The 21,231-nt window shown below is 61.4% G+C and carries 21 protein-coding genes and 1 tRNA gene; 10 read left to right on the forward strand and 12 right to left on the reverse strand.

Annotated elements, in window-relative coordinates:
- Positions 1-36: 36 nt before the first annotated feature.
- The 4 genes from mnmG to B7Y49_RS09435 all read left to right on the forward strand — a co-directional run bounded on the left by mnmG (position 37) and on the right by B7Y49_RS09435 (position 4,191).
- On the forward strand, positions 37-1,875 hold the full coding sequence (gene mnmG / locus B7Y49_RS09420) for a tRNA uridine-5-carboxymethylaminomethyl(34) synthesis enzyme MnmG (RefSeq protein ID WP_374127329.1): 1,839 nt from the start codon (positions 37-39) through the stop codon (positions 1,873-1,875).
- On the forward strand, positions 1,872-2,486 hold the full coding sequence (gene rsmG / locus B7Y49_RS09425; protein WP_374127330.1) for a 16S rRNA (guanine(527)-N(7))-methyltransferase RsmG: 615 nt from the start codon (positions 1,872-1,874) through the stop codon (positions 2,484-2,486). Before mnmG ends, rsmG begins: the two co-directional genes overlap by 4 nt.
- Complete coding sequence (locus B7Y49_RS09430; RefSeq protein ID WP_374127331.1) at positions 2,483-3,274, forward strand: ParA family protein; 792 nt, start codon at positions 2,483-2,485, stop codon at positions 3,272-3,274. The genes rsmG and B7Y49_RS09430 overlap by 4 nt, the downstream gene beginning before the upstream one ends.
- Positions 3,275-3,360: 86 nt before the next feature.
- Positions 3,361-4,191 carry a ParB/RepB/Spo0J family partition protein gene (locus B7Y49_RS09435; protein WP_374127353.1) on the forward strand — a complete coding sequence of 277 codons (831 nt, stop codon included), beginning with the start codon at positions 3,361-3,363 and terminating at the stop codon, positions 4,189-4,191.
- Between the two features lie 11 nt (positions 4,192-4,202).
- On the opposite strand, the gene holA is transcribed toward B7Y49_RS09435, so the two are convergent.
- Genes holA through B7Y49_RS09455 form a run of 4 tightly spaced genes read right to left on the reverse strand, consistent with a single transcriptional unit; the run spans position 4,203 to position 8,713 of the window.
- Entirely contained in the window at positions 4,203-5,222 is a 1,020-nt protein-coding gene (holA, locus tag B7Y49_RS09440) for a DNA polymerase III subunit delta (RefSeq protein WP_374127332.1), read from the reverse strand.
- Positions 5,219-5,722, reverse strand: a complete 504-nt coding sequence (gene lptE, locus B7Y49_RS09445) for an LPS assembly lipoprotein LptE (protein ID WP_374127333.1) — start codon at positions 5,720-5,722, stop codon at positions 5,219-5,221. The genes holA and lptE overlap by 4 nt, the downstream gene beginning before the upstream one ends.
- Positions 5,719-8,271: a leucine--tRNA ligase gene (gene leuS, locus B7Y49_RS09450; RefSeq protein ID WP_374127334.1), complete on the reverse strand. Its 2,553-nt coding sequence runs from the start codon at positions 8,269-8,271 to the stop codon at positions 5,719-5,721. Before leuS ends, lptE begins: the two co-directional genes overlap by 4 nt.
- A 4-nt stretch (positions 8,272-8,275) precedes the next feature.
- Positions 8,276-8,713: a DUF3576 domain-containing protein gene (locus tag B7Y49_RS09455; RefSeq protein ID WP_374127335.1), complete on the reverse strand. Its 438-nt coding sequence runs from the start codon at positions 8,711-8,713 to the stop codon at positions 8,276-8,278.
- A gap of 240 nt (positions 8,714-8,953) precedes the next feature.
- On the opposite strand from B7Y49_RS09455, the gene B7Y49_RS09460 reads away from it, so the two are divergent.
- Positions 8,954-9,679, forward strand: a complete 726-nt coding sequence (locus B7Y49_RS09460; RefSeq protein WP_374127336.1) for a hypothetical protein — start codon at positions 8,954-8,956, stop codon at positions 9,677-9,679.
- Here the strand turns inward: B7Y49_RS09460 and B7Y49_RS09465 are convergent.
- Positions 9,676-10,248, reverse strand: coding sequence for a thiamine phosphate synthase (locus B7Y49_RS09465; protein WP_374127337.1), 573 nt, complete (start codon positions 10,246-10,248; stop codon positions 9,676-9,678). The two genes, B7Y49_RS09460 and B7Y49_RS09465, sit on opposite strands and share 4 nt — an antisense overlap.
- A 21-nt stretch (positions 10,249-10,269) precedes the next feature.
- On the opposite strand from B7Y49_RS09465, the gene B7Y49_RS09470 reads away from it, so the two are divergent.
- Together B7Y49_RS09470 and B7Y49_RS09475 are read left to right on the forward strand one after the other, a co-directional pair.
- A complete protein-coding gene (locus B7Y49_RS09470) occupies positions 10,270-10,938 on the forward strand; it encodes a YggS family pyridoxal phosphate enzyme (protein ID WP_374127354.1) in 669 nt (222 codons plus the stop codon).
- Complete coding sequence (locus B7Y49_RS09475; protein WP_374127338.1) at positions 10,935-11,597, forward strand: HAD family phosphatase; 663 nt, start codon at positions 10,935-10,937, stop codon at positions 11,595-11,597. The genes B7Y49_RS09470 and B7Y49_RS09475 overlap by 4 nt, the downstream gene beginning before the upstream one ends.
- Here B7Y49_RS09475 and ribA read toward each other — a convergent pair.
- The 4 genes from ribA to B7Y49_RS09495 all read right to left on the reverse strand — a co-directional run bounded on the left by ribA (position 11,594) and on the right by B7Y49_RS09495 (position 16,739).
- The gene (gene ribA / locus B7Y49_RS09480) at positions 11,594-12,652 is read right to left on the reverse strand and encodes a GTP cyclohydrolase II (protein WP_374127339.1); all 1,059 of its coding nucleotides are present in this window, start codon (positions 12,650-12,652) and stop codon (positions 11,594-11,596) included. The two genes, B7Y49_RS09475 and ribA, sit on opposite strands and share 4 nt — an antisense overlap.
- The gene (locus B7Y49_RS09485; RefSeq protein WP_374127340.1) at positions 12,649-13,443 is read right to left on the reverse strand and encodes an exodeoxyribonuclease III; all 795 of its coding nucleotides are present in this window, start codon (positions 13,441-13,443) and stop codon (positions 12,649-12,651) included. Before B7Y49_RS09485 ends, ribA begins: the two co-directional genes overlap by 4 nt.
- Before the next feature lie 271 nt (positions 13,444-13,714).
- On the reverse strand, positions 13,715-14,296 hold the full coding sequence (locus tag B7Y49_RS09490; protein WP_374127341.1) for an outer membrane lipoprotein carrier protein LolA: 582 nt from the start codon (positions 14,294-14,296) through the stop codon (positions 13,715-13,717).
- Between the two features lie 148 nt (positions 14,297-14,444).
- Complete coding sequence (locus B7Y49_RS09495) at positions 14,445-16,739, reverse strand: DNA translocase FtsK 4TM domain-containing protein (RefSeq protein ID WP_374127342.1); 2,295 nt, start codon at positions 16,737-16,739, stop codon at positions 14,445-14,447.
- 150 nt (positions 16,740-16,889) lie between these two features.
- Between B7Y49_RS09495 and B7Y49_RS09500 the strand changes: the two genes are divergently transcribed.
- Positions 16,890-18,107 (forward strand): UbiH/UbiF/VisC/COQ6 family ubiquinone biosynthesis hydroxylase, encoded by a 1,218-nt coding sequence (locus B7Y49_RS09500; RefSeq protein ID WP_374127343.1) that lies wholly within the window; start codon positions 16,890-16,892, stop codon positions 18,105-18,107.
- Here B7Y49_RS09500 and B7Y49_RS09505 read toward each other — a convergent pair.
- The 3 genes from B7Y49_RS09505 to B7Y49_RS09515 are packed head-to-tail and all read right to left on the reverse strand — an operon-like array spanning position 18,104 to position 19,826.
- Entirely contained in the window at positions 18,104-18,310 is a 207-nt protein-coding gene (locus B7Y49_RS09505) for a Trm112 family protein (RefSeq protein WP_374127344.1), read from the reverse strand. The genes B7Y49_RS09500 and B7Y49_RS09505 overlap by 4 nt on opposite strands.
- A complete protein-coding gene (locus tag B7Y49_RS09510) occupies positions 18,307-18,933 on the reverse strand; it encodes an LON peptidase substrate-binding domain-containing protein (protein WP_374127345.1) in 627 nt (208 codons plus the stop codon). The genes B7Y49_RS09505 and B7Y49_RS09510 overlap by 4 nt, the downstream gene beginning before the upstream one ends.
- Complete coding sequence (locus tag B7Y49_RS09515) at positions 18,930-19,826, reverse strand: tetratricopeptide repeat protein (protein ID WP_374127355.1); 897 nt, start codon at positions 19,824-19,826, stop codon at positions 18,930-18,932. Before B7Y49_RS09515 ends, B7Y49_RS09510 begins: the two co-directional genes overlap by 4 nt.
- A gap of 244 nt (positions 19,827-20,070) precedes the next feature.
- Between B7Y49_RS09515 and B7Y49_RS09520 the strand changes: the two genes are divergently transcribed.
- Both B7Y49_RS09520 and B7Y49_RS09525 read left to right on the forward strand, forming a co-directional pair.
- A tRNA-Gly gene (locus B7Y49_RS09520) sits at positions 20,071-20,145 on the forward strand.
- A gap of 187 nt (positions 20,146-20,332) precedes the next feature.
- Positions 20,333-21,196, forward strand: coding sequence for a hypothetical protein (locus tag B7Y49_RS09525; RefSeq protein ID WP_374127346.1), 864 nt, complete (start codon positions 20,333-20,335; stop codon positions 21,194-21,196).
- Positions 21,197-21,231 lie beyond the last annotated feature (35 nt).

A 21,231-nucleotide genomic window follows, 5' to 3' on the forward strand; every position in this document is an offset into this window, starting at 1 on the left:
TTTGACTTGAGCCACGACTGCGCATAGCGCACGGCAATGATATTTGACGTTATCATTGTCGGCGGTGGGCACGCCGGGACGGAGGCAGCGGCGGCTGCTGCCCGCCGCGGCGCCCGAACGGCATTGGTCAGTTTCGATGCAGCCCGGATCGGCGCGATGTCATGCAATCCGGCGATTGGCGGTTTGGGCAAGGGGCATCTCGTCCGAGAAGTTGATGCTTTTGATGGCTTGATTGCGCGGGCTACCGATGCAGCCGGGATACATTACCGGATGCTCAACCGCAGCAAGGGGAGGGCGGTGCAAGGGCCGCGTGTTCAGGCCGACCGCAAGCTTTATGCGCGCGCGATTCAAACGATGCTCGCCGCTCAACCCGGTCTTGATGTCATCGCGGGCGAGGCGGAATCCCTGGTGATGACGGGATCGTCACTCAGCGGCGTCCGGCTCACCGATGGACGCGAGATCAGCGCCCGTGCGGTCGTTCTGGCGACGGGTACTTTTTTAGGCGGCAGGCTGTTTCGCGGCGATGAGCGGTCGGCCGGGGGACGGTGGGGGGAGCGGGCAGCGACGCGCCTTGGCGAACAGCTCCGATCGCTTGGGCTGCCCATGGCGCGGTTGAAAACAGGCACGCCGCCGCGCCTCGATGGGCGGACGATCGATTGGTCGCGACTGGAGTCGCAGCGGTCCGATGACGAACCCTGGACGATGTCACCCTTGACGGTTCAACGATCAAACCCCCAGCTGTTCTGTGCCGTGACGCGCACCAATGCCGATACCCATGCGATTATCCGGTCTGGGCTCGATCGATCACCGCTTTTCTCCGGGGCAATCGGGGCGGCAGGACCGCGTTACTGTCCGTCGATTGAGGACAAGATACATCGTTTTGGGGATCGAGATGGTCATCAGATCTTCCTTGAGCCTGAAGGTCTGGACGATCATCTTGTCTACCCCAATGGTATCTCCACGTCGCTCCCTGTCGACATTCAAGCGGCGATGATCGCGTCGATTGCCGGGTTGGAGCAAGCGAGAATTGTGACGCCGGGCTATGCGGTGGAATATGATCACATCGATCCGCGTGCGCTCGCGCCGACGCTTGAGTTGCGCGCGCTGGCTGGCCTCTTCTGCTGTGGTCAGATCAACGGCACGACGGGATATGAAGAAGCCGCCGGGCAGGGCCTCATCGCAGGGTTGAATGCTGCGGCATTTGCGCTCTCGCTGGACGGTGTGATTCTCGATCGATCGCGCAGTTACCTGGCGGTGATGATAGACGATCTTGTTCTGCAAGGCGTTACCGAGCCGTATCGCATGCTGACGGCCAGAGCTGAGTATCGCTTGCGACTTCGCGCGGACAATGCAGAGACCCGCTTGTCACTGATCGCCCAAGTGGCTGGGTGCCTCGGGACAGAACGATTGGATCGAATGGCAGCACGCCAGGCAGGGCGTGACCGAATTGAGGGAATGTTGAGGGTCAAAATCCCGTCGCGTTTCTTGGCCGATCATGGCGTACCGATCGTCGATGACGGGGCGCAGCGATCGGGCTTTGATTGGTTGCGTTTTCCGGGCGTCGGAATTGAAGACGTTATCCCTGGGGTTATAGACCAGTGCGACGCGGCCCTGGCGGCAGAAATCGCGGAAGATGCTCGTTACGCCCCCTATCTCGATCGTCAGGAAGCTGAAATAGCTGCACTACGGCGCGATGGATCGCTCTTCATTCCGCCCAGTTTTGACTTCGGCGCTGTACCAGGACTCTCGCATGAGATGGTCGAGCGATTGACCCTGGCAGGGCCCGATTCGATCGCTGCCGCGAGTCGGATTCGCGGCATAACGCCAGCGGCGCTTTCCGCTATCCTGCTCCATGCACGCCGCTGTGCGGCATGACCGAAGAGGATGCTCGATACTGGGTTAGAGACCGGTTTGGTGTTCCACGTGAAACGCTGGTCGCGCGGTTTGTCGACGCGGTGCTAGCCGAGGCGCCGAACCAGAACCTCGTCTCTGCATCGACGATCACCGCAATATGGGACCGGCATATTGTGGATTCGGCGCAGCTTGTCGCGTTGGGTCATCAAGAGCTCGGTCGATGGATCGATATCGGCAGCGGTGCTGGTTTTCCAGGGCTGGTTATCGGGATACTCACCGATCGACACGTCGATTTGATCGAGCCGCGGCGCAAGCGGGCAACATTCCTTGAGGCAACTGTTGCAGCGTTGGGATTGAGCGATCGTGTCAACGTCGTGTGTGCCCGGGCGGAGCAATATCGCAGCACTGCTGCCGTCATTTCCGCGCGTGCCGTGGCGGCGCTGCCCGAGTTGCTAACAGCCGGCGCGCATTTATCCACAGCAAAGACATTATGGATATTGCCAAAGGGGCCTCGCGCAAAGGAAGAGGTGGCAGCTGCGCAGCAGACATGGCATGGAATGTTTCACGTGGAACAGAGCATTACTGATCCACAATCGCTCATCATCACCGCGAAGGGTGTTGCCCGCCGATGAAATGCATTGCGATTGCAAACCAGAAGGGTGGCGTTGGCAAGACGACGACAGCTATCAACCTCGGCACCGCGCTTGCGGCGACCGGAATGCGGGTGCTGCTTATCGATCTCGATCCCCAGGGCAATTGCTCGACGGGACTGGGCATTAACCGGGCTGATCGCGATCGATCGTCTTATGATCTGCTGATTGGAGAGGCCGCACTGGAGGATAGCTATATCCCGACGCGTGTCCCCAATCTTGATATTGTTCCCGCAACGGTAGATCTGTCGGGTGCGGAGATTGAGCTGGTTGAGTTTGATGAGCGAACACACCGGCTCGACAAAGTATTTTCGCGCGCGGGTGATCGTTGGGACGTTGTGTTGATCGATTGCCCCCCATCGCTCGGCCTGTTGACCATGAATGCGATGGTTGCGGCAGATTCATTGCTTGTGCCGCTTCAATGCGAATTCTTTGCGCTCGAGGGGCTCAGCCAATTGCTGAACACAGTCGAGCGTATTCGCACGCGGTTCAATCCGGGGTTATCCATTTTGGGTGTGGCGTTGACCATGTATGATCGCCGCAATCGACTGACTGAGCAGGTATCCGAGGATGTCCGCGCCGTACTGGGCAATGTGGTGTTCGACACCGTTATTCCCCGAAACGTCCGATTGTCCGAGGCACCGAGCCATGGTTTGCCGGCGCTGATTTATGATCATCGCTGTCCTGGTTCCGAAGCCTATATCGCCTTGGCGCGTGAATTGATCGCACGCTTGCCGAAGATGCCGGTCAGAAGTGTTCAAGCCGCATGACCAGCGAAACCGAAATGCCCGTTGGAATCCCGGCCGCTGTCTCACGCAAGGCCCGGCCCGGGCTTGGTCGGGGGCTGAGCGCGTTGATGGGGGACATTCAGCGCGAAGAGCCAGTCGCGCCGGGGGCGATACCGGGTCCTGGTTTGCGTATGTTACCAGTGGGATCATTGTCGCCCCATCCCGGCCAGCCGCGTCGTCGCTTTGATGAGGCGGCGCTTGACGAACTGGCAAATTCGATTGCAGCGCGCGGCCTGATTCAGCCAATTGTAGTTCGGCCGCTGGGCAAAGGGTTTCAGATCGTAGCGGGTGAGCGGCGCTGGCGAGCAGCACAGCGGGCACGGTTGCATGAAGTGCCTGTCATCATCCGTGACTTTGATGATGCAGAGACGCTGGAGGTGGCGCTTGTCGAGAATATCCAGCGTCAGGATCTTAATGCGATCGAAGAGGCGGAGGCTTACGCCCGGCTCGTAAACGATTACGGCCATACTCAGGAGGCGCTCGCCAAGATCGTTCATAAATCACGCAGCCACGTTGCAAATTTGATGCGGTTGCTGGAGCTGCCCGCGGCTGTTCAAACGTTGGTCGTTGAGGGCCAGCTGAGCATGGGCCATGCTCGAGCGATGATCGGCGCCGCCAATGTCGAGGTACTGGCGCGCGATGTGGTTGCGCGGCAGCTTTCGGTACGGGATACAGAAAAACTGGCCCGCGCTGCCAAGCCCGATAGCGGACGTGGCGAGCGCGGGATGGGGCAGGGCCCCAACCATGATATAGCAGCGCTTGAGAATCAACTCGCTGATTTGCTTGGCCTTTCGGTACGGATTGCCTTCAGCGCCAAGGGAGGCACATTGACGCTTGGCTATTCCACACTTGATCAGCTTGACATGATTTGCCAGCGGCTGAGCGGCGACAAGCTTTAAGCCTGAGGGCGCTATCGCTGGCGCTGACTGGCCCGCGCAACGGCAACGCACGCTGCCTCTGCAATCACCGTTCCTGCCGTTGCCGATGCCATCATCGCGCGCTCGGCCAGCCGTAAATGGTCAATTGCGCCGTTCAGTTTTACCGCATTCCACTGGCGCAGGGCACGGCCGGTGCTTGCCTTTTCCTTGAAGAATACGCGTGGCCCTTCAATCACGCTCGCTATCGATGCCCCTGCTGCGATTTCGGCCTGTAGTTCGGCTAACGTCATTAGCCGCCGTACCAGGCTGCGCAGTAAGGGTATCGGGGAAACGCCGGCTTCGGCTAGTCGGGCAAGCTCGCCACCAAGCGTCGCGGCATCGCCCGCAATCGCTGCTTCGACGGCACGACTCATTTCAGCCTCACCCAGATCAGCACCAACGGCATCGATTGCGTCGTCATCGAGGGTGGCCGGACGCTCTGGCGCTGCATCGAGGTACAACGCCAGCTTCTCAATCTCGCGGGTCAGGATGGCGCGATCGCCGCCGGCGGCGGCAAATAATCGTCCGGCGGTTTGGCCGGTGGTACGCAGGCCATGTTCGCTGGCGATTGCGGCGGCAAGCCGATCAGCCTCGGCCGCCTCTGGAGGGTAGCAGGCAAAGCTCATCGCGTTCGCCGCGCCGAGCGCCAGCTTCACGACTTTGCCCGATGCCTTCAGACTGGGGGCAATGGCGACGACCGGATTGCCCGCCTGATCGGCCTCAAGCAGCAATGCAAGAGCATCATGGCTTTCCTCACCCACGCCCGTCACGCGAATGTGCCGCGCACCACCAAAGAGCGATAGCGAGGCGGCCTCTGCGGCGAGACGACCGGGGTCGGCCTTTAGTGTTGCGCCCTCTAAGTCGATTCGTTCGGCCTCGGGTCCCATGGAGCGCGCGAGCCTTAATGCTAAGTCGCGTGCGCCTGATTCGTCAGGGCCGTGTAGCAAATAAAGCCGGATCGCAGGGTTGGCACTGTCGAGTGCCTGACGCAGCTGGTTTGCACTGGCTTTCACGATGCGGGCGGGCTCGTCCGTTCAGCATAAAGGGCAACGCGGGCAACGATCTGATCAGCGACGATCGCTGACAATCGCTCAAGCGCGGTATTCTCTCCGGCAATCGTTGCATATTCGGATCCGACGACGTCAATGCCAGCATCGGACCCGGCGGTTGCATCGAGTAATACGGCGCCATTGGCGAGATCAATCAATTGATAGCGCGCTCGTAATGTCCTGCGCTCCCGGGTGATGGTGTCATCGCGGCGGACGCCGAGGCCAATAATGCGGTCATCAAGACGAACTTCGAGACGATAGAGCGGCTTGGCCCCCGGCGCGGCCGCGAGCCGATCCCGCACGGCGTTGCGTACCAGATACCCGGCCTGCCCCTCGATCGGCGCAATCTCGACCTGGGCAAGGACCGATGCGACCTTGCCGCCGCTACCACCCGAATAAAGCGGCTGGAGCGTACAACCGGCCAAGGCCAGAGCGAACATCAAGAGCGCTGCAATGGGCTTCATGCTGCCAGATCCGCGACCAGATTAACCAGACGATCGGGAACGACGATGACCTTGCGGGGTGTCGCCCCGGCGAGCAAGCGCTGGACATGCGCGTTGGCCATCGCCACGGCCTCCAGCGCCTCGCGTGACAAACCCTTGGCCACGGTTTCGGTGTCGCGCAGCTTGCCGTTGATCTGGATCGCGATCGTCACTTCGTCCTCCACCAGCAGCGCTGGATCGACCTTGGGCCAGGCCGCGTCGGCAATCAATCCCTCGCCGCCAAGTGCTGCCCAGGCTTCCTCGGCAACATGCGGCACCATGGGCGCGACCAGCTTAAGCAACCCCTGGATCGCCGCAGTGCGTGATGCCGATGGCGGCGCCCGATCAATGGCATTGGTCAATTCGTACAACCTGGCAACGGCCTTGTTGAAACCCAGCGACTCAATATCGGCCGCTACGCCGGCGATCGTCTGGTGGAGCTTGCGGTTAAGCGCAATGTCTTGACCGTCGGCATTGCCTTCGTTGCCGCTTTCGGACTGCAACAATCGCCAGAGCCGCTGGATATAGCGCCATGATCCCTCGATACCCGATTCGCTCCACGGCAGATCGCGCTCAGGTGGGCTATCCGACAACATGAACCAGCGCACCGCGTCGGCGCCATATTGCGCGACGATCGGTTCGGGATCGACCGTGTTCTTCTTGGATTTGGACATTTTTTCGACGCGGCCGATGGTCACCGGGCCACCGCCGTCGCATTCCACGAGCGCGCCATCCTGCGGGACGACCTCATCGGGTGACAGCCATTTGCCATCTGCCGACTTATAGGTTTCGTGCGTCACCATGCCTTGGGTGAACAGTCCCGCAAACGGCTCAGCGACATTCAGCCGACCGATATGCTTCAGCGCACGGGTCCAGAACCGGGCATAGAGCAGATGGAGAATCGCGTGCTCCACGCCACCGATATACTGGCCGACGGGCAGCCATGCCTCGGCTTCAGCCTGATCGAACGGCTTGTCGTGGGGCTGGCTGGCGAAGCGGATGAAATACCAGGATGAATTGACGAAGGTGTCGAGCGTATCGGTTTCGCGGCGGGCTTCGGCGCCGCACGTGGGACAGGCCACATACTTCCAGCTCGGATGCCGATCGAGTGGGTTGCCGGGAACATCGAAGGTCACATCCTCGGGCAGCGCGACCGGCAACTGATCACGCGGCACCGGTACGGCGCCACAGGCGTCGCAATGGATGATCGGGATTGGCGTGCCCCAGTAACGCTGGCGGCTCACCCCCCAGTCGCGCAGGCGGAAGATCGTGCGGCCGGTGCCCCAGCCACCATCCTCGGCGCGACGGATGACGGTGCGCTTGGCATCCTCGATATCCATTCCGTCGAGGAAGTGGGAATTCACCAAGGTGCCGGGGCCGGTATAAGCGGTATCGCCGACAAAATGCGGTGCGTCCTCGTGCCCATCAGAGACGACGCGGGTTACCGGCAGGTTGTACTTCCGAGCGAAATCGAGATCGCGCTGGTCGTGCGCTGGCACCCCGAACACCGCGCCGCTGCCATACTCCATCAGCACGAAATTGGCGATATAGACGGGCAATTGCCATGTCGAATCAAAGGGATGTGTTGCGGTTAACCCGGTATCAAAACCAAGCTTTTCCTGCGTTTCGATTTCAGCGGCTGTGGTACCGCCCTTGCGGCAGCGCTCGATAAAGGCGGCGGCCTGCGGATTGTGCTCGGCTGCTGCGCGCGCGATTGGATGATCGGCAGCAACGGCGACAAAGCTTGCACCAAAGATCGTGTCGGGCCGGGTGGTAAACACCTCGACTTCGCCGCCGTCGGACAGCGCGAACCGGAAGGCGAGGCCCTGGCTGCGGCCGATCCAGTTTTCCTGCATCAGCTTGACCTTGTCGGGCCAGGCATCAAGCGTGCCAAGGCCTTCGAGCAGATCCTCGGCGAAATCGGTGATTTTCAGGAACCACTGGTTGAGCTTGCGCCGCTCGACCAGCGCGCCTGACCGCCAACCGCGGCCGTCGATCACCTGTTCATTGGCGAGCACCGTCATGTCGACGGGGTCCCAATTTACCGCCGATTCGCGACGATAGACGAGCCCGGCGGCAAACAGATCGAGGAACAGCGCCTGTTCATGCCCGTAATAATCGGGTTCGCAGGTCGAGAGCTCGCGTGACCAATCAAGCGCAAAGCCCAGCTGCTTTAGCTGGCGGCGCATATTGGCGATGTTGGCGCGCGTCCAATCCCCAGGATGAACACCCTTTTCCATCGCCGCGTTCTCAGCCGGCATACCGAACGAGTCCCAGCCCATGGGGTGGAGCACATCATGGCCGGTCATCCGGCGATAACGGGCGAGCACATCGCCCATCGTGTAATTGCGGACATGGCCCATATGGATGCGCCCTGATGGATAGGGGAACATCTCCAGCACATAGGATTTTGGTCGGTTGCCCTCGGCCGCCGCCCCACCGCTGGTCGCGGCGAACGTCTGGCGTTCTTCCCAGATCGCCTGCCAGGCTGCGTCCGCCTTCAGCGCATTGAAGCGCGGCGCCGTTGACATCCGATCAGCCGGCGATGGCGGTGCGCCGCAGATCGCGGGCCCGGGTTAGGATGATGTCTTCCAGCTTCTGCGCGGTTGCTGCCCGAACCGGCGCATCGACCCACTCGCCGTTCCGGTTGATCTGGCGCTGAACTGCGACGCGCAGAGCATCGGCACGCAGATCGCGGTCGAGGATCGAGACCGTCACCTTCATCCGCTCGGCAGGTGAGGCTGGGTTCACATACCAGTCGCTGACGATGACACCGCCATTTGAATCGGTCTGCAACAGCGGCATGAAGCTGATCGTGTCGAGTGACGCCCGCCAGAGATAACTATTGACGCCGATCGTGGTGACCTGCGCCGCAGCGAGATCGGACCGCGGACGATCCTTGGCACCACCGCCACAAGCAACGAGTGGAAGGGCAAGCGAAGCCACGAACGCGGTGCGCAACAGGCGGGTCATGGGCTATTCCCTGGACGAATGAAAACCGGATCAATGGCCTCTACAGATCGGAGCGCCAAGCCGCAAGCACGGCGCGATCACGCACCAGTCGCGATCCTGGCCCTCACCCTCGCAAGTCGAGGGCCAATTCGCGCGGCGATTGTGGGCGGATTGCAACACTCGCTCCACAAAGTGAATTGCGGCAGTGGTATGACGCGCACAAACCCCTATAAACACTATGGAGACTCAAGAGGATTTGACGTGGCAAAACGCCGTATCATTGCTGGCTCGATACTCGGGGCGTTCGTCGTCGCTGGGTTGGTCGCGCCCGCTTTTGGTGCGCCAGATAGCACGCGTCGCCTAGTACCCGCTGAACGCGCGGTCAGCCGCAGCATCACTTCCTTCACGCCCGCATCGGCCGATCCCAAACTTGCTGCCTTGCTGGCCCGGAGTGGCCTTAACGACAGCGATTTCCGCTTCACGCCCTCTGAGACGCGCCGCAACGGCAGCCGAGCGGTGACCGTCGCGGTCCGCGCGCGTTCGTCCCTGTTGTCGCGAGAGGCCCAGCGAATTGGGTCAGTCGAAATGGCGCCAGGTGCATCAATTGGGCTGGCGCCGATTGCCTATAATCTTGGCGTGTCGGTGGGTTGGAAACGGTTTGCCCTATCCGGGGAAGTCGCTCGGCTTGATCTTTCGGGATTGCCGGGCAGCCGCGAATCGGTTGGGTTCGGGGTCAGCTATGCCGGCAAACGTGCTTCGGCACGGCTGCGGGCAACGGCTGACCGTCCATTGGTCGATTCGCCAAAGCTCCTGACGGATGATCCCAGTATGGCCATCGATGTGGGCGGATCCTACTCGGTCGCCCGCAATATCGATCTGACGGCCGGTCTTCGCTATAAGCGTGAAGACAATAATCGGCTTGAGCGCTTGGCTGATAATCGGCGCGACAGTCAGGCCGTTTATATCGGGACGGCACTTCGTTTTTAGTCTCGCGGGTTGAGCTCAAGCTTTTTGCAATCGCGCGTTGCGACCCAGGCATCGATTGCCGCCCAGCCGCAGAATCCCGCTGCTTTTGTCCGGCGGAAATTCCCATGATGAATGCCGCCAAGCGCGATGACGGGCAGCGGCACGCCGCGCGCCAGCATGGCGGCGCGGATCATCCCTAGCGCGCGCTCTCCGGGATGTGACCTTGTTGGGAAGATCGGCGAAATCAGGATCAGATCAGCGCCAGCACGCACCCCGGCGATGACCTCGGCACGATTATGCGCCGGCCAGCTCTTGAGTCCTGTTACCTGCTGGCCGATCCGGCCATGTCGGCCAGCATCTCTTTTCCCCAGCTGATGCGCACCTGCGACAAGAAGGACCAGACCGCGCCGTCGCGCGATTCGTGCGACGCGATCATAGAGTGTGCGTCGATCATGATGCGCGAGGGTGTAATGACGAAAAATCACCCCGCCGCCGCGCGGCAGGCGGTTCAGCGCGTCCCACAATCCTTCGCCCATCCGCTCGTCGGTCATCAGCCATTGGGTCGGAATCCGGGGGTGACGGGCGCGCATTGACGTGGCTATAGCATGGCGATGCTTGACCGCGACCCTGCCGAGCGACTTGCCATGGTGCAGGCCGCGATTGACGCTGCCGCCCATCTTGCCGCCCGCAAACCCGCCGACGTCACCTTGATCGCGGTATCGAAAACCCATTCAGCCGAGGCGATCCGACCTCTCATTCTAGCAGGGCACCGGGTATTCGGTGAAAATCGGGTGCAGGAAGCCGAAGCGAAATGGCCGCCCTTGCGCGCGGAAACGCCTGCGACCGCGCTCCACCTGATCGGTCAGTTGCAATCGAACAAGGCTGAGGCGGCCGTTACACTGTTTGATGCGATCCATTCGGTCGACCGATTATCGCTCGTCACCGCATTGGCACGGGCAATGGACAAGACGGGTAAGCGCCCCACCTGCTTCATCCAGGTCAATATCGGCGACGAGCCACAGAAGGGCGGCGTTCCCACGGCAAACCTGGCGGCACTGATCGGCGAAGCGCGCATCGCTGATCTGCCGCTGGCCGGGCTGATGTGCATTCCGCCCGCCGATATCGAACCCGCGCCCTATTTCGCGTTACTCGCCAAGCTGGCGCGCGACGAGGAGCTTGCGGGTCTGAGCATGGGCATGTCAGGCGATTTTGAAACGGCAGTGACGCTCGGGGCGACCCATGTCCGCGTGGGCAGTGCGTTGTTTGGAGAGCGGGGATGAGGTTTTCAGGGATCATTTTCGATTTTGACGGCGTTCTGATCGACAGTGAATATGTCGGCAATAGCCAGATCGCGGCATTTTTGAGCAGCGCAGGGCATCCCACGACCGTTGAACAATCGATGGCACAATTCATGGGGCTGGCCGACCGCGATTTCCACGCCGCGGTCGAACGCTGGATCGGCGGTCCGCTGCCAGACGATTTTCACGCAGCGCGCGCGGCAGAGGATGCCCGCGTGATGGCGGAAGGAATCGATGAAATCCGCGGCGCGATTGGCTTTGTTCAGTCACTGCCGTCGCCGCTCCCAAAGGCTATCGCGTCCTCCAGTTCGACCCGGTGGATCGCGCGGCACCTTGATCATATTGGCCTGCGTGACATCTTTGGCGGCCGGATTTTCAGTGGCAAGGAACATGTGAAGCGCGGCAAGCCAGCGCCCGATCTTTACCTGCATGCCGCTCAGGCGATTGGCGTGCCGATCGAACAGTGCGTCATCCTGGAGGACTCACCCGTTGGCGCCACGGGTGCGGTTGCATCGGGCGCTCATGTAATCGGATTGTGCGCCGGCATGCATTGCGGGGCGGATCACGCCGCGGTGCTGCGCGATATCGGCGTTCATGCAATTGCGCATGATTTTGACGACGTGGCCCGGCTGATCGCCTAGAATTCGTGGCCTGTCCGATCGCGTTTCGTGGCCAGATAGCGCTCGTTATGGGGGTTTGCGGGCAGTTTATGTGGCACACGCTCGATCACGGTGATGCCTGCGGCTTCGAGCTGGGCGACCTTCTCGGGATTATTGGTCAACAGGCGAACTGATCGTTGGCCCAATAGCTTCAGCATGTGCGCCGCTACCCGGAAATCGCGCGAATCGACCGCGAAGCCCAATCGGGTATTGGCATCGACCGTATCGAATCCCTGATCCTGCAAGGCATAGGCGCGAAGCTTGTTGATCAGCCCGATCCCGCGCCCTTCCTGGCGCAGATACAGCAAAATCCCCCATCCACTCGCAGCGATAGCAGTGATCGCTGCGTCAAGCTGTGGCCCGCAATCGCATTTCAGGCTGCCGAGCACATCGCCGGTCAGGCATTCGCTGTGCAGCCGAACGAGCGGCGGCGCGCCGTTGGGTGCACCGATCATCAATGCGACATGCTCACCGGGCATTTCCGGCGTGCGAAATGCGACGATTTCCGCAGATTCGGCACCCGCAACCGGCAGGTGCGCCCGCGCTGCGATCGTCAGACGCTGCGCATCTTCATGGTCGTCGATATCATCGGGGGACAGGATCAGCGCCGCATCGTCGCCCGGTTTGACAAAAAATGCAGGTAACATCCCAGCCAGCGTCGCCAGCCGGATCGCTGCGGCCGCTGCAATGCGATCAGCCATCTCAATCGCGCGATACGGCCCTTTCCATGGGGTCAGCAGATCGAATTGCGGGTCGGCCAGCGCCGTCGCTGCATCGAAGTCGAGCCAGGGCGCCCGTTCGAGCATGACCGGGCAATCAGGGGCAGCCGCTGGGGCCTGATTCGACAGTTTGAGCGTCGCGGCACGCCCCGATGAAAGCAGCACCGTTGCCGTGCCATCCGGATCAAATGCGGCCAGCCTTTTCGGATCCCCGGTTTCGATCGCGAGAACAGCCAGTGCGCCGTGATCGGTCCGGATCGCGACCGGCCAGCCGCGCCGCAGCGAATCGATCGCCTGGGCAACGATGCGCGCGCTCAAAGGGTAAACTCAGTGATGATCGGGATATGATCGGAGGGCTTGATCCAGCTTCGTGCCTCTTCCACGACTTGGTGTCGGGTCGCGGTTGCCGCCAGGTCGCTGCTTGCCCACATGTGATCGAGCCGCCGCCCGCGATCAGAGGCTGCCCAATCCTTCGCGCGGTAGCTCCACCAGGTGTATAGCCGTTCTGGGGCCGGGATGAACTGCCGCCCAAGATCGGCCCAGTTCCCCGCCGCCTGAAGCCGATTGAGCGTTTCAACCTCGATCGGCGTGTGGCTGACCACATCGATCAGCTGTTTATGGCTCCAGACATCTGATTCGAGCGGGGCGATGTTGAAGTCGCCCAAAAGCAGGGTTGGCCCCTTCACGCCTTCCGACCAGTGCGTCATCCGCTCAAGGAAATCGAGCTTCTGGCCGAATTTGGGGTTGAGCCCGCGATCAGGAACATCGCCCCCGGCGGGTACATAAACATTCTCGATTCGCAGGCCGTTATCGAGTCGTACGCCCAGATGCCTCGCCTCGCCATTTGCCTGCCAATCGAGCCGGTCATGCGCGTGGAGCGGCAATCTGCTGACGATCGCGACACCATGGTGCATGCGCTGGCCGTTAAGCGCCACATGGGTGTAGCCGAGCGCGCGGAAGGTCGCGGTCGGGAAGTCCCCGTCCATCACCTTGGTTTCCTGAAGGCACAGGACATCGGGTGACGATTCACGCAGGAAACGTTCAACAATATCGATGCGAAACCGTACCGAGTTGATGTTCCACGAAGCGATCTTGAGTGTATCGGCCATGCGGCGATGTAGCCCCGGCACAGGGGGTTCGCCAGCCCGATTGCCGTTAATGTTGGCGCTTCAGCGATTTTCGCCCGGTCGTCGCCAAAGGAAAGGCCCCCGCTCCGGGGGCATGGAGCGAGGGCCGACCTAGCGTTCGTCACGCAGGCAGAACGGAGCAAATTGCCGGGTAACGGGGGGAAATCCCGGCGTCGCTCCGTTCGCATTAATCTTTTAGCGCGCCAAACCTGTCGCCAATATGAATGAACTTGAATCGCGGGCGGTGACGACTTTAGTTCTTGCCGCCGCGCATCGTCGGGTCATTCCACCTGAACGCGCGGTCAGCGACTGGTGCATTGAAGACCTGTTTCGACAGGCGAATGGTCGTGCGGTTGTTCTGGGCGTCGAGCGCGACCCAGCCTTGCATCATCAACCCCGCTGGAGCAGCAGAATTCCGAACAAACACCAGCGTGATTCGGCCATATTCAGGATGGCGCGGATCGCTCGCCTCGACCGAGATCACACGCGGATCACTGCCCTGCACCAGCTTGGCAAAGCGCGTAATGTCCTTGTTGGGATCGAGCAGCACGCCAAGTGGCGAATTGCCGATTGGCCAACGCTGCTTCTGGCGCACCGAATAATCGAGGAACCACAGCGCCTTGCCATCGCCGACGATCAGGATCGGCACACCCTTTTCATACTGAAAGCGAATCTTTCCAGGTTTCTTCAGCGTCAACGTGCCGTCCAGCGTCTTTCCGTTGCGGTCGGTCTGCCTGAAATCGGCGGTCAGGCTCTCTACCGAGCGCAGATGGTTCTGGACCAACGCCAGATCGCCTGTGGCCGGCGCTGCTATCGCCACGGGAATGGCCAGCATGAGCGGGAGTGCCAGCAAGGGCCGAAAATTCACGATGTCAGTCTCCAGCTTTGCGGCCAATCCTGGTCGCAGGGAATAGCAGCAACGTCTTGATCGTCATTGCCAGGGCGGCTTGAACGGGTCGTGAACTGCGACGGTTCCGCTGTGCTTAAAGCGGGCGCCCTTCCTGATCCATCAGCACTTCGCGCCTGCCGACATGATCAGGGCGGGAGACCAGTCCGTCCTTTTCCATCCGCTCGATCAGGCGCGCAGCACTGTTATAGCCGATGCGCAACTGGCGCTGCAGCCATGACGTCGAGGCCTTCTGGCTCTCCGCAACGAGCTGTCGGGCGTTTCGATATTGCTGGTCCTCAGCCGAATCCTCGCCGTCGGGTGCGCCGTCGAGCGCGAAGCCGTCCTCCGGCTCTTCAGTGACCGACTGAATATAATCGGGCTGGCCCTGGCCGCGCCAGTGATTGGCGACTGCCTGGACTTCATCATCCGATACGAACGGACCGTGGACACGGGCGATCTGTTTGCCGCCGGGCATGTAGAGCATGTCGCCCCGCCCCAGCAGCTGTTCGGCGCCCTGCTCGCCCAGGATCGTGCGCGAATCGATCTTCGAGGTGACGTGGAAGCTGATGCGAGTGGGTAAATTTGCCTTGATCACGCCGGTGATGACGTCAACCGACGGGCGCTGGGTGGCCATGATCAGATGGATTCCCGCCGCCCGCGCCTTTTGCGCGAGCCGCTGGATCAGGAATTCGACTTCCTTGCCGGCCGTCATCATCAGATCGGCAAGTTCGTCGACGATGATCACGATCTGCGGCAGCGGCTGAAAATCGAGCTGTTCTTCTTCATAAATCGGCTGGCCGGTACCCTGATCATAGCCGGTCTGCACCTTGCGCCCGAGCGGCTGGCCTTTGGCCTTCGCCGCGCGCACCTTGTCGTTGAACGAGGCGAGACTGCGGACGTTGACCGAGGCGAGCATCCGGTAGCGGTCCTCCATTTGCTCGACCGCCCATTTCAGCGCGCGCACGGCTTTGGCAGGCTCGGTCACGACGGGGGCGAGCAGATGTGGGATATCGGCATACATCGACAGTTCGAGCATCTTGGGATCGATCATGATCATCCGGCACTGATCGGGCGTCAGCCGGTAGAGCAGCGACAGAATCATGCAGTTGAGCCCGACCGATTTGCCCGATCCCGTGGTTCCCGCCACCAGCAGATGCGGCATCGGTGCGAGATCGGCGATCACCGGATCGCCCGCGATGTTCTTGCCAAGGATGATCGGCAGCTGGGCGGATTGATCCTCGAAACTCTGGCTGCCAACCAGTTCGTGGAGGTTCACCGATTCGCGCCGCGCATTGGGCAGCTCGATGCCGATCACGCTGCGCCCGGGAATCGTGGCGACTCGCGCCGAAATGGCCGACATATTGCGCGCAATATCATCGGCCAGCTGGATCACCCGGCTGGCCTTGATGCCGCTCGCTGGTTCTAGCTCGTACATCGTCACGACAGGGCCGGGGCGAACCTCAACGATCGTGCCCTTCACGTGGAAATCGTCGAGCACCGATTCGAGCAGCCGCGCATTGCGTTCAAGCGCTGCCTTGTCGATCACCGGATTGCCGCTTTTGGGCGCTGGTTTGAGCAGATCGAGCGGTGGCAGGCGATAATTATCGCGCAGATCGAGCGAGGCCTGTTTGGCGCGCGGCTTTGCGGTCGATGGCGCGAGCGCGCGTTCGGCGATCACCGGGCCGGGCCGCGTTTCGGGCGCTGCGAGGGGTCGAGGCATTGGCTTTCGTGGCGCGGGAACCGGTTCGTCGTCGGCCAACAGGTCAGGGATCGCATCGGCGCGGGGCTGGGGCAGGCGGAACTGCCATTGGCGCTCGCTCAGATCGATGTCGTAACTGAAGGCATAAAGCGCCACGCCGCCCAGCCCGAGCAGCAGGCCCAGAACGCGTTCAACCCACAGAATCGCCGTCGGATCGCCGATCTGCGCCGTGCCCCAGCGCAGCAGCGTCGCCAGCGACAGACCCACCGCGCCGCCATAGCCGGCTGGCAGTGAATTGACGGCGCTGGATGAAATAAAGGCGAAGGCCGCCGCCATCAGCGCGGCGGCGCCCGCACCCTTCAGCACCATTCGGCCCCACTGGCCCAGCGGGATATTGCGCCATAGCCGGGCCGCGAGCACCAGGCCAAAGGGAAGCATGATTACTACGGGCCAGCCGAGCAGCGCCAGCAGCGCATCAGCGACGATCGCGCCGGGGCTGCCCAGCAGGTTTCGCGCCGGGCCAGCAGCCGCTGTGCTGAACGAAGGATCGCCAGGGCGATAGCTGATCAGGCTGGCAATAATCATCAGCACCAGCGCGACAATCGCCATTGCGCCAATCAACGCGCCGCTCCGCCGGGCGCCGTGTCGCACGGTTTCGCGCCACAAAGGCGGTTGCGCCTGGCTCGCCATGTGCGTTTCCTTCACGAATGTACGCTTGATGTTCCACAATCGCTCGCCGCGAGTCCCGCGTCAAGATGCAGCCATGGCTTGATTCTATCGTGATACGGCAAAAGGGCCGGGGAATTGGCAGCGCGCGTTGCGGCCGCTAGGACCATTTGCATGGATCATGCAGACGTAATCATTCTGGGCGGTGGGCTTGTCGGCTGCACCCTGTCCTTGTCCCTGGCATCGCACGGCATCACCTCGATTGTCGTCGATCCGGCCGATCCGGCGGTGACGTTGGCGGCAAGCTTTGATGGCCGCGCCTCGGCAATTGCCAGCGCGAGCCACCGGATGCTCGATGCCATCGGGGTCGGCGCGCGATTGGCGGGCAAAGGCTGCCCGATCGAATCGATCCGCGTGAGTGACGGCTTGGCGCCTGGTGCGCTCGATTTCGCGCCGGACGAAAGTGATGGTGCGCTCGGGACGATGTACGAGAACCGCCTGTTGCGCACGACATTGCACCAAGCGGCTACCACGGCAAATACGGTCGATTTGCGGATGCAGACACGCGCCACATCGGTAACGCGCGATGCGACGGGCGTTCGGATGACGCTTGATTCGGGCGCCGCGATCGCTGCCCCGCTGATGATCGCGGCGGAGGGGCGCAATTCGCCTACGCGCACGGCAGCCGGAATCACGATTGCGCAGTGGCAATATCACCACAATGCCATCATCACTGCCTTTGACCATGCCCGCGCGCATGAGAATTGCGCGTTCGAGATCTTCTATCCGGCCGGCCCTTTCGCGATCCTGCCATTGCCAATCGTTGATGGGCGCAACCGTTCGGCGCTGGTGTGGACCGTCAGCGAACGCGATGCACCCGGCATGCTCAAGCTGTCCGATCGCGGTTTCCTCGCCGAAGCCGAACGGCAGATGGGGGGCTTTCTGGGCACGCTCAGCAATTTGGCGCCGCGATCGACCTATCCGCTCGGCTTCCATCATGCCGCGCGAATCACCGCCGAACGGCTCGCGCTGGTCGGGGATGCGGCGCACGGCATTCACCCGATCGCGGGGCAGGGCCTAAATCTTGGCTTCCGCGATGTGGCGACGCTCACTGAGGTGCTGGTCGACGGCAAGCGCCTGGGGCTTGATCTCGGCGATCCGCAATTGCTGGCGCGCTACGAACGCTGGCGGGGGCTCGATACGCTGATGGTCGCTATGGCGACCGACACGCTCAACCGGCTGTTCGGGGTGCCGGGAAAGACCGCAAGCGCGGTGCGGCGCTTCGGGCTAAGCGCGGTACAGGCCATCCCGCCGCTCAAGGCCCGGTTCATGGCCGAAGCGCGGGGCGAAAGCGGCGATTTGCCCCGCCTGCTGCAAGGTGAACTGGTTTAGGCCGTAACGAGCGGTTGCAGCCGCCGCGCTTCCTCGACCAGCATCACCGGAACACCGTCTCGTATTGGATAGGCAAGCCCCGCCGCATCGGAAACGAGCTCGTTCGCGGATGTGTCATGCCGGAGCGGCGTTCGCGTGACGGGGCACACAAGGATCGACAGCAGCCACGGGTCGATCGCCGTCGACGCACCCGGATTGCTCACTGCAGCGTCACCGAATCCTCGCCATCGTGACGGCCGAAAAACTGCATCAGCTGGACGATGAGCTCGGCGCGATCCTCGAGACTTGCCGATTCGAGCAACGCTTGTTTGGCCGCGACATCGAACGGGGCAATCTGGGCGACGCCGTTGACCAGCGATTCGTCGTCGAGTCGCGCGACAGCGTCCCAGTCTACCGCGTAACCCTGCAGATCGGCAAAACGCCGCGATTCCATTTCGAGCGCCGCCCGGCCGGACAGGGAGAGGATTTCTTGCTCCTCCGTGGTCGGCATCAGCTCGGCTTCGACCTGGCGGAACGGCGTTGCGACATCGAGTTCGCGGATGATGCGGAACAGCGACAATCCTTCGAGCACCAGATTATAGCGCCCATCATCAAGCATCTCGAACTGGGCGATCTTGCCGACGCAGCCGATCTGGAACAGCGGCGGCGGATTGCCTTCGGCGCGGGGCTGAACCATCCCGATTCGCCGGTCGCGCGCCATCGCGTCGCTCATCAGCGCTTTGTAGCGTTCCTCAAAAATGTGCAGCGGCAAATGCATGCGCGGAAACAGGAGCGCGCCGGGTAACGGGAACACCGAAAGCCGCGTGGTAGTGCGCTCGATCGTCATCCGAACAAAATCGCCGACAGGCGGCGGCGCTGTGCCGATACCCAGGGGTCCTCAAGCCCGACGACCTCGAAAAGCTTCAGCAGCCGTTGTCGCGCAGCGCTTTCATCCCAGTCGCGATCGTCAGCAATCATCGCCAGCAGCGTATCGGCGGCCGCATCACGGTCGCCCGCCGCCATCTGGCCCCCGGCGAGTTCGTAACGGGCGGCCATATCGGCCGGATTTGCTGCTACGGTTGCGGCCAGACCGGCAAGATCGTCGACCGGCTTAGCCTCGCGCGCCAGGGCCAGCGCCGATTGCGCGCGGCTAATCTCTGGCAATTTCGCGACGGTTTCCGGCAGCGTGGCAATCGCTGCTTCAGCGTCATCGGGGCGGCCGCTGGCGATGAGCGCCCGGATTCGCCCTGAAAGGACATCGGGATGATCGGGTGCCATCTCAATCAGCTGATCGAAAATGCCGAGCGCGCGCAGGCCATCGCCATCGGCGAGCACCTGTTCGGCCATAGCGATCAACGGTTCGATTTCAGCCTCGGCCTTGGCTTCCTCGGTCTGAATGGGCAGCTGGCGCAGGATCTGGTCGAGCATGGTCCGCAACGCCGATTCGGTTCGTGCGCTGGTGAGGTCGGCGACTAGCTGCCCTTCGAACATCGCGTAAACGGTCGGGATCGACCGGATCTGAAATTGCGCCGCTATAAACTGGTTCTTGTCGGTATCGATCTTCGCCAGCACTACGCCCTTATCGGCATAAGCAGCAGCGATCTTATCAAGCAGCGGGGTCAGTGCCTTGCACGGGCCGCACCATTCGGCCCAGAAATCGATGATGACCAGCTTGGTCATCGATGGTTCGACAACGTCGCGGCGGAAAGCCTCGATCGCCTCGCGTTCGGCGGCAGTCATGCCCAGAGTAGCCACGCTTTTGCTCCTGTGCCTTGCGGCAAATTGGTAATGCCTGCCTTATGTGGGCGCTTCAGGCGCGAAGCCAACCCTTTTTGGCATAATCACGCGCTGGATGTTCCCGGCTGACACCTGGCCTTCGGGGCATCGGCCAACCGATGTGCATCCGGGCTTGCCGTACTCTCTAGCCGATGCTAACAGCCCGCCCTCACCCCGTCCGTGGCCTTGCCCGGACGAAGTCGCCAGAGCGGGCGTAGCTCAGGGGTAGAGCACAACCTTGCCAAGGTTGGGGTCGAGGGTTCGAATCCCTTCGCCCGCTCCAGACTTCAGTGAGAAATCAAGCAGTTATAAGTTTGCTGTTTCCCTGAAAGCTGAAATTTGCGCATATCCGGATCGTAGTCGGATTTCCGATCAGGAGCCGGATTTTGGGTCACGAAGAATCGCAAGAGGTCCCTTCGAACGAAACATCAGCTTCGTCTGGTAAGATTTCCGCCGTCAAATCAGCACCGATGAGCAAGGTGTTCAAAGACGGGGCAATACATCTCTCGATCAGATCAGATTATAAGAAAGCCACATGGTTCTGCCGGGTCAAAGTGCCGGGTGCAGTCGGCTACGTTTATCGCAGCACAAAAACGACCGACGAACATGCAGCCTATGCCTTTGCTGACAACCTCTACAATCAGATGTTGGTACGTTCTCTCACGGGTGAATCGCCGAACGCCAAGAGGCTCTTGCCCGTCCTTGAGGCTTATATCCGGCATTTAGAGCCTGATAGTGATCGTCAGTCCGTTCATAACAAGATTCTGCTGATCCAGCGGATCATGCCGTTTTTGCGACCGAAGACGGCCGATGACGTCGACACCTCCCTGATTTCATCAATCATCGGGGAGCTAACCAGATTGTCGTCAAAGCAAAGGCTTTCACCCAACACCGTTCGCCGAATCAGCTCGGACCTCAAGCACTTCCTGACGTGGTCAGTCGACCAAGGATATCTGACTGCCGTTCCTCGATTTCCCAAGGTGTCCGGTGACAAGTCCCGGCGAACTCATTTCGACGCAGCCGATTGGAGGAAGTTCGTTCGCCATCTTCGTGAGTTCATCAAGACCGAGAACAAGGCTGTCCGCCGAGACCGCTTGATGCTCGTGAATTACGTTCTGATTCTGGGCAACACCGGCATTCGAGTCGGCGAGGCCAGAACGTTGAAATGGCGGGACGTTAGGCAGGTTGATAACGAAGCTGGACAACAGCCAACGATCGTCCTTTCGGTTACCGGAAAAACCGGCATGAGGGAGGTTGTCGCCCGAAATGCTGTGAAGGGCGGTGACAAACCAGGCCACAGGACCGCCGGCGCAGTGCCGTCGGGGGCGGAGTAAAATCCGGCCAGTTGGTAAGCTGCTCCCTTTGCGGA

It is taken from the genome of Sphingomonas sp. 28-62-11, assembly GCF_002278865.1.
Taxonomy (GTDB): domain Bacteria; phylum Pseudomonadota; class Alphaproteobacteria; order Sphingomonadales; family Sphingomonadaceae; genus Sphingomonas.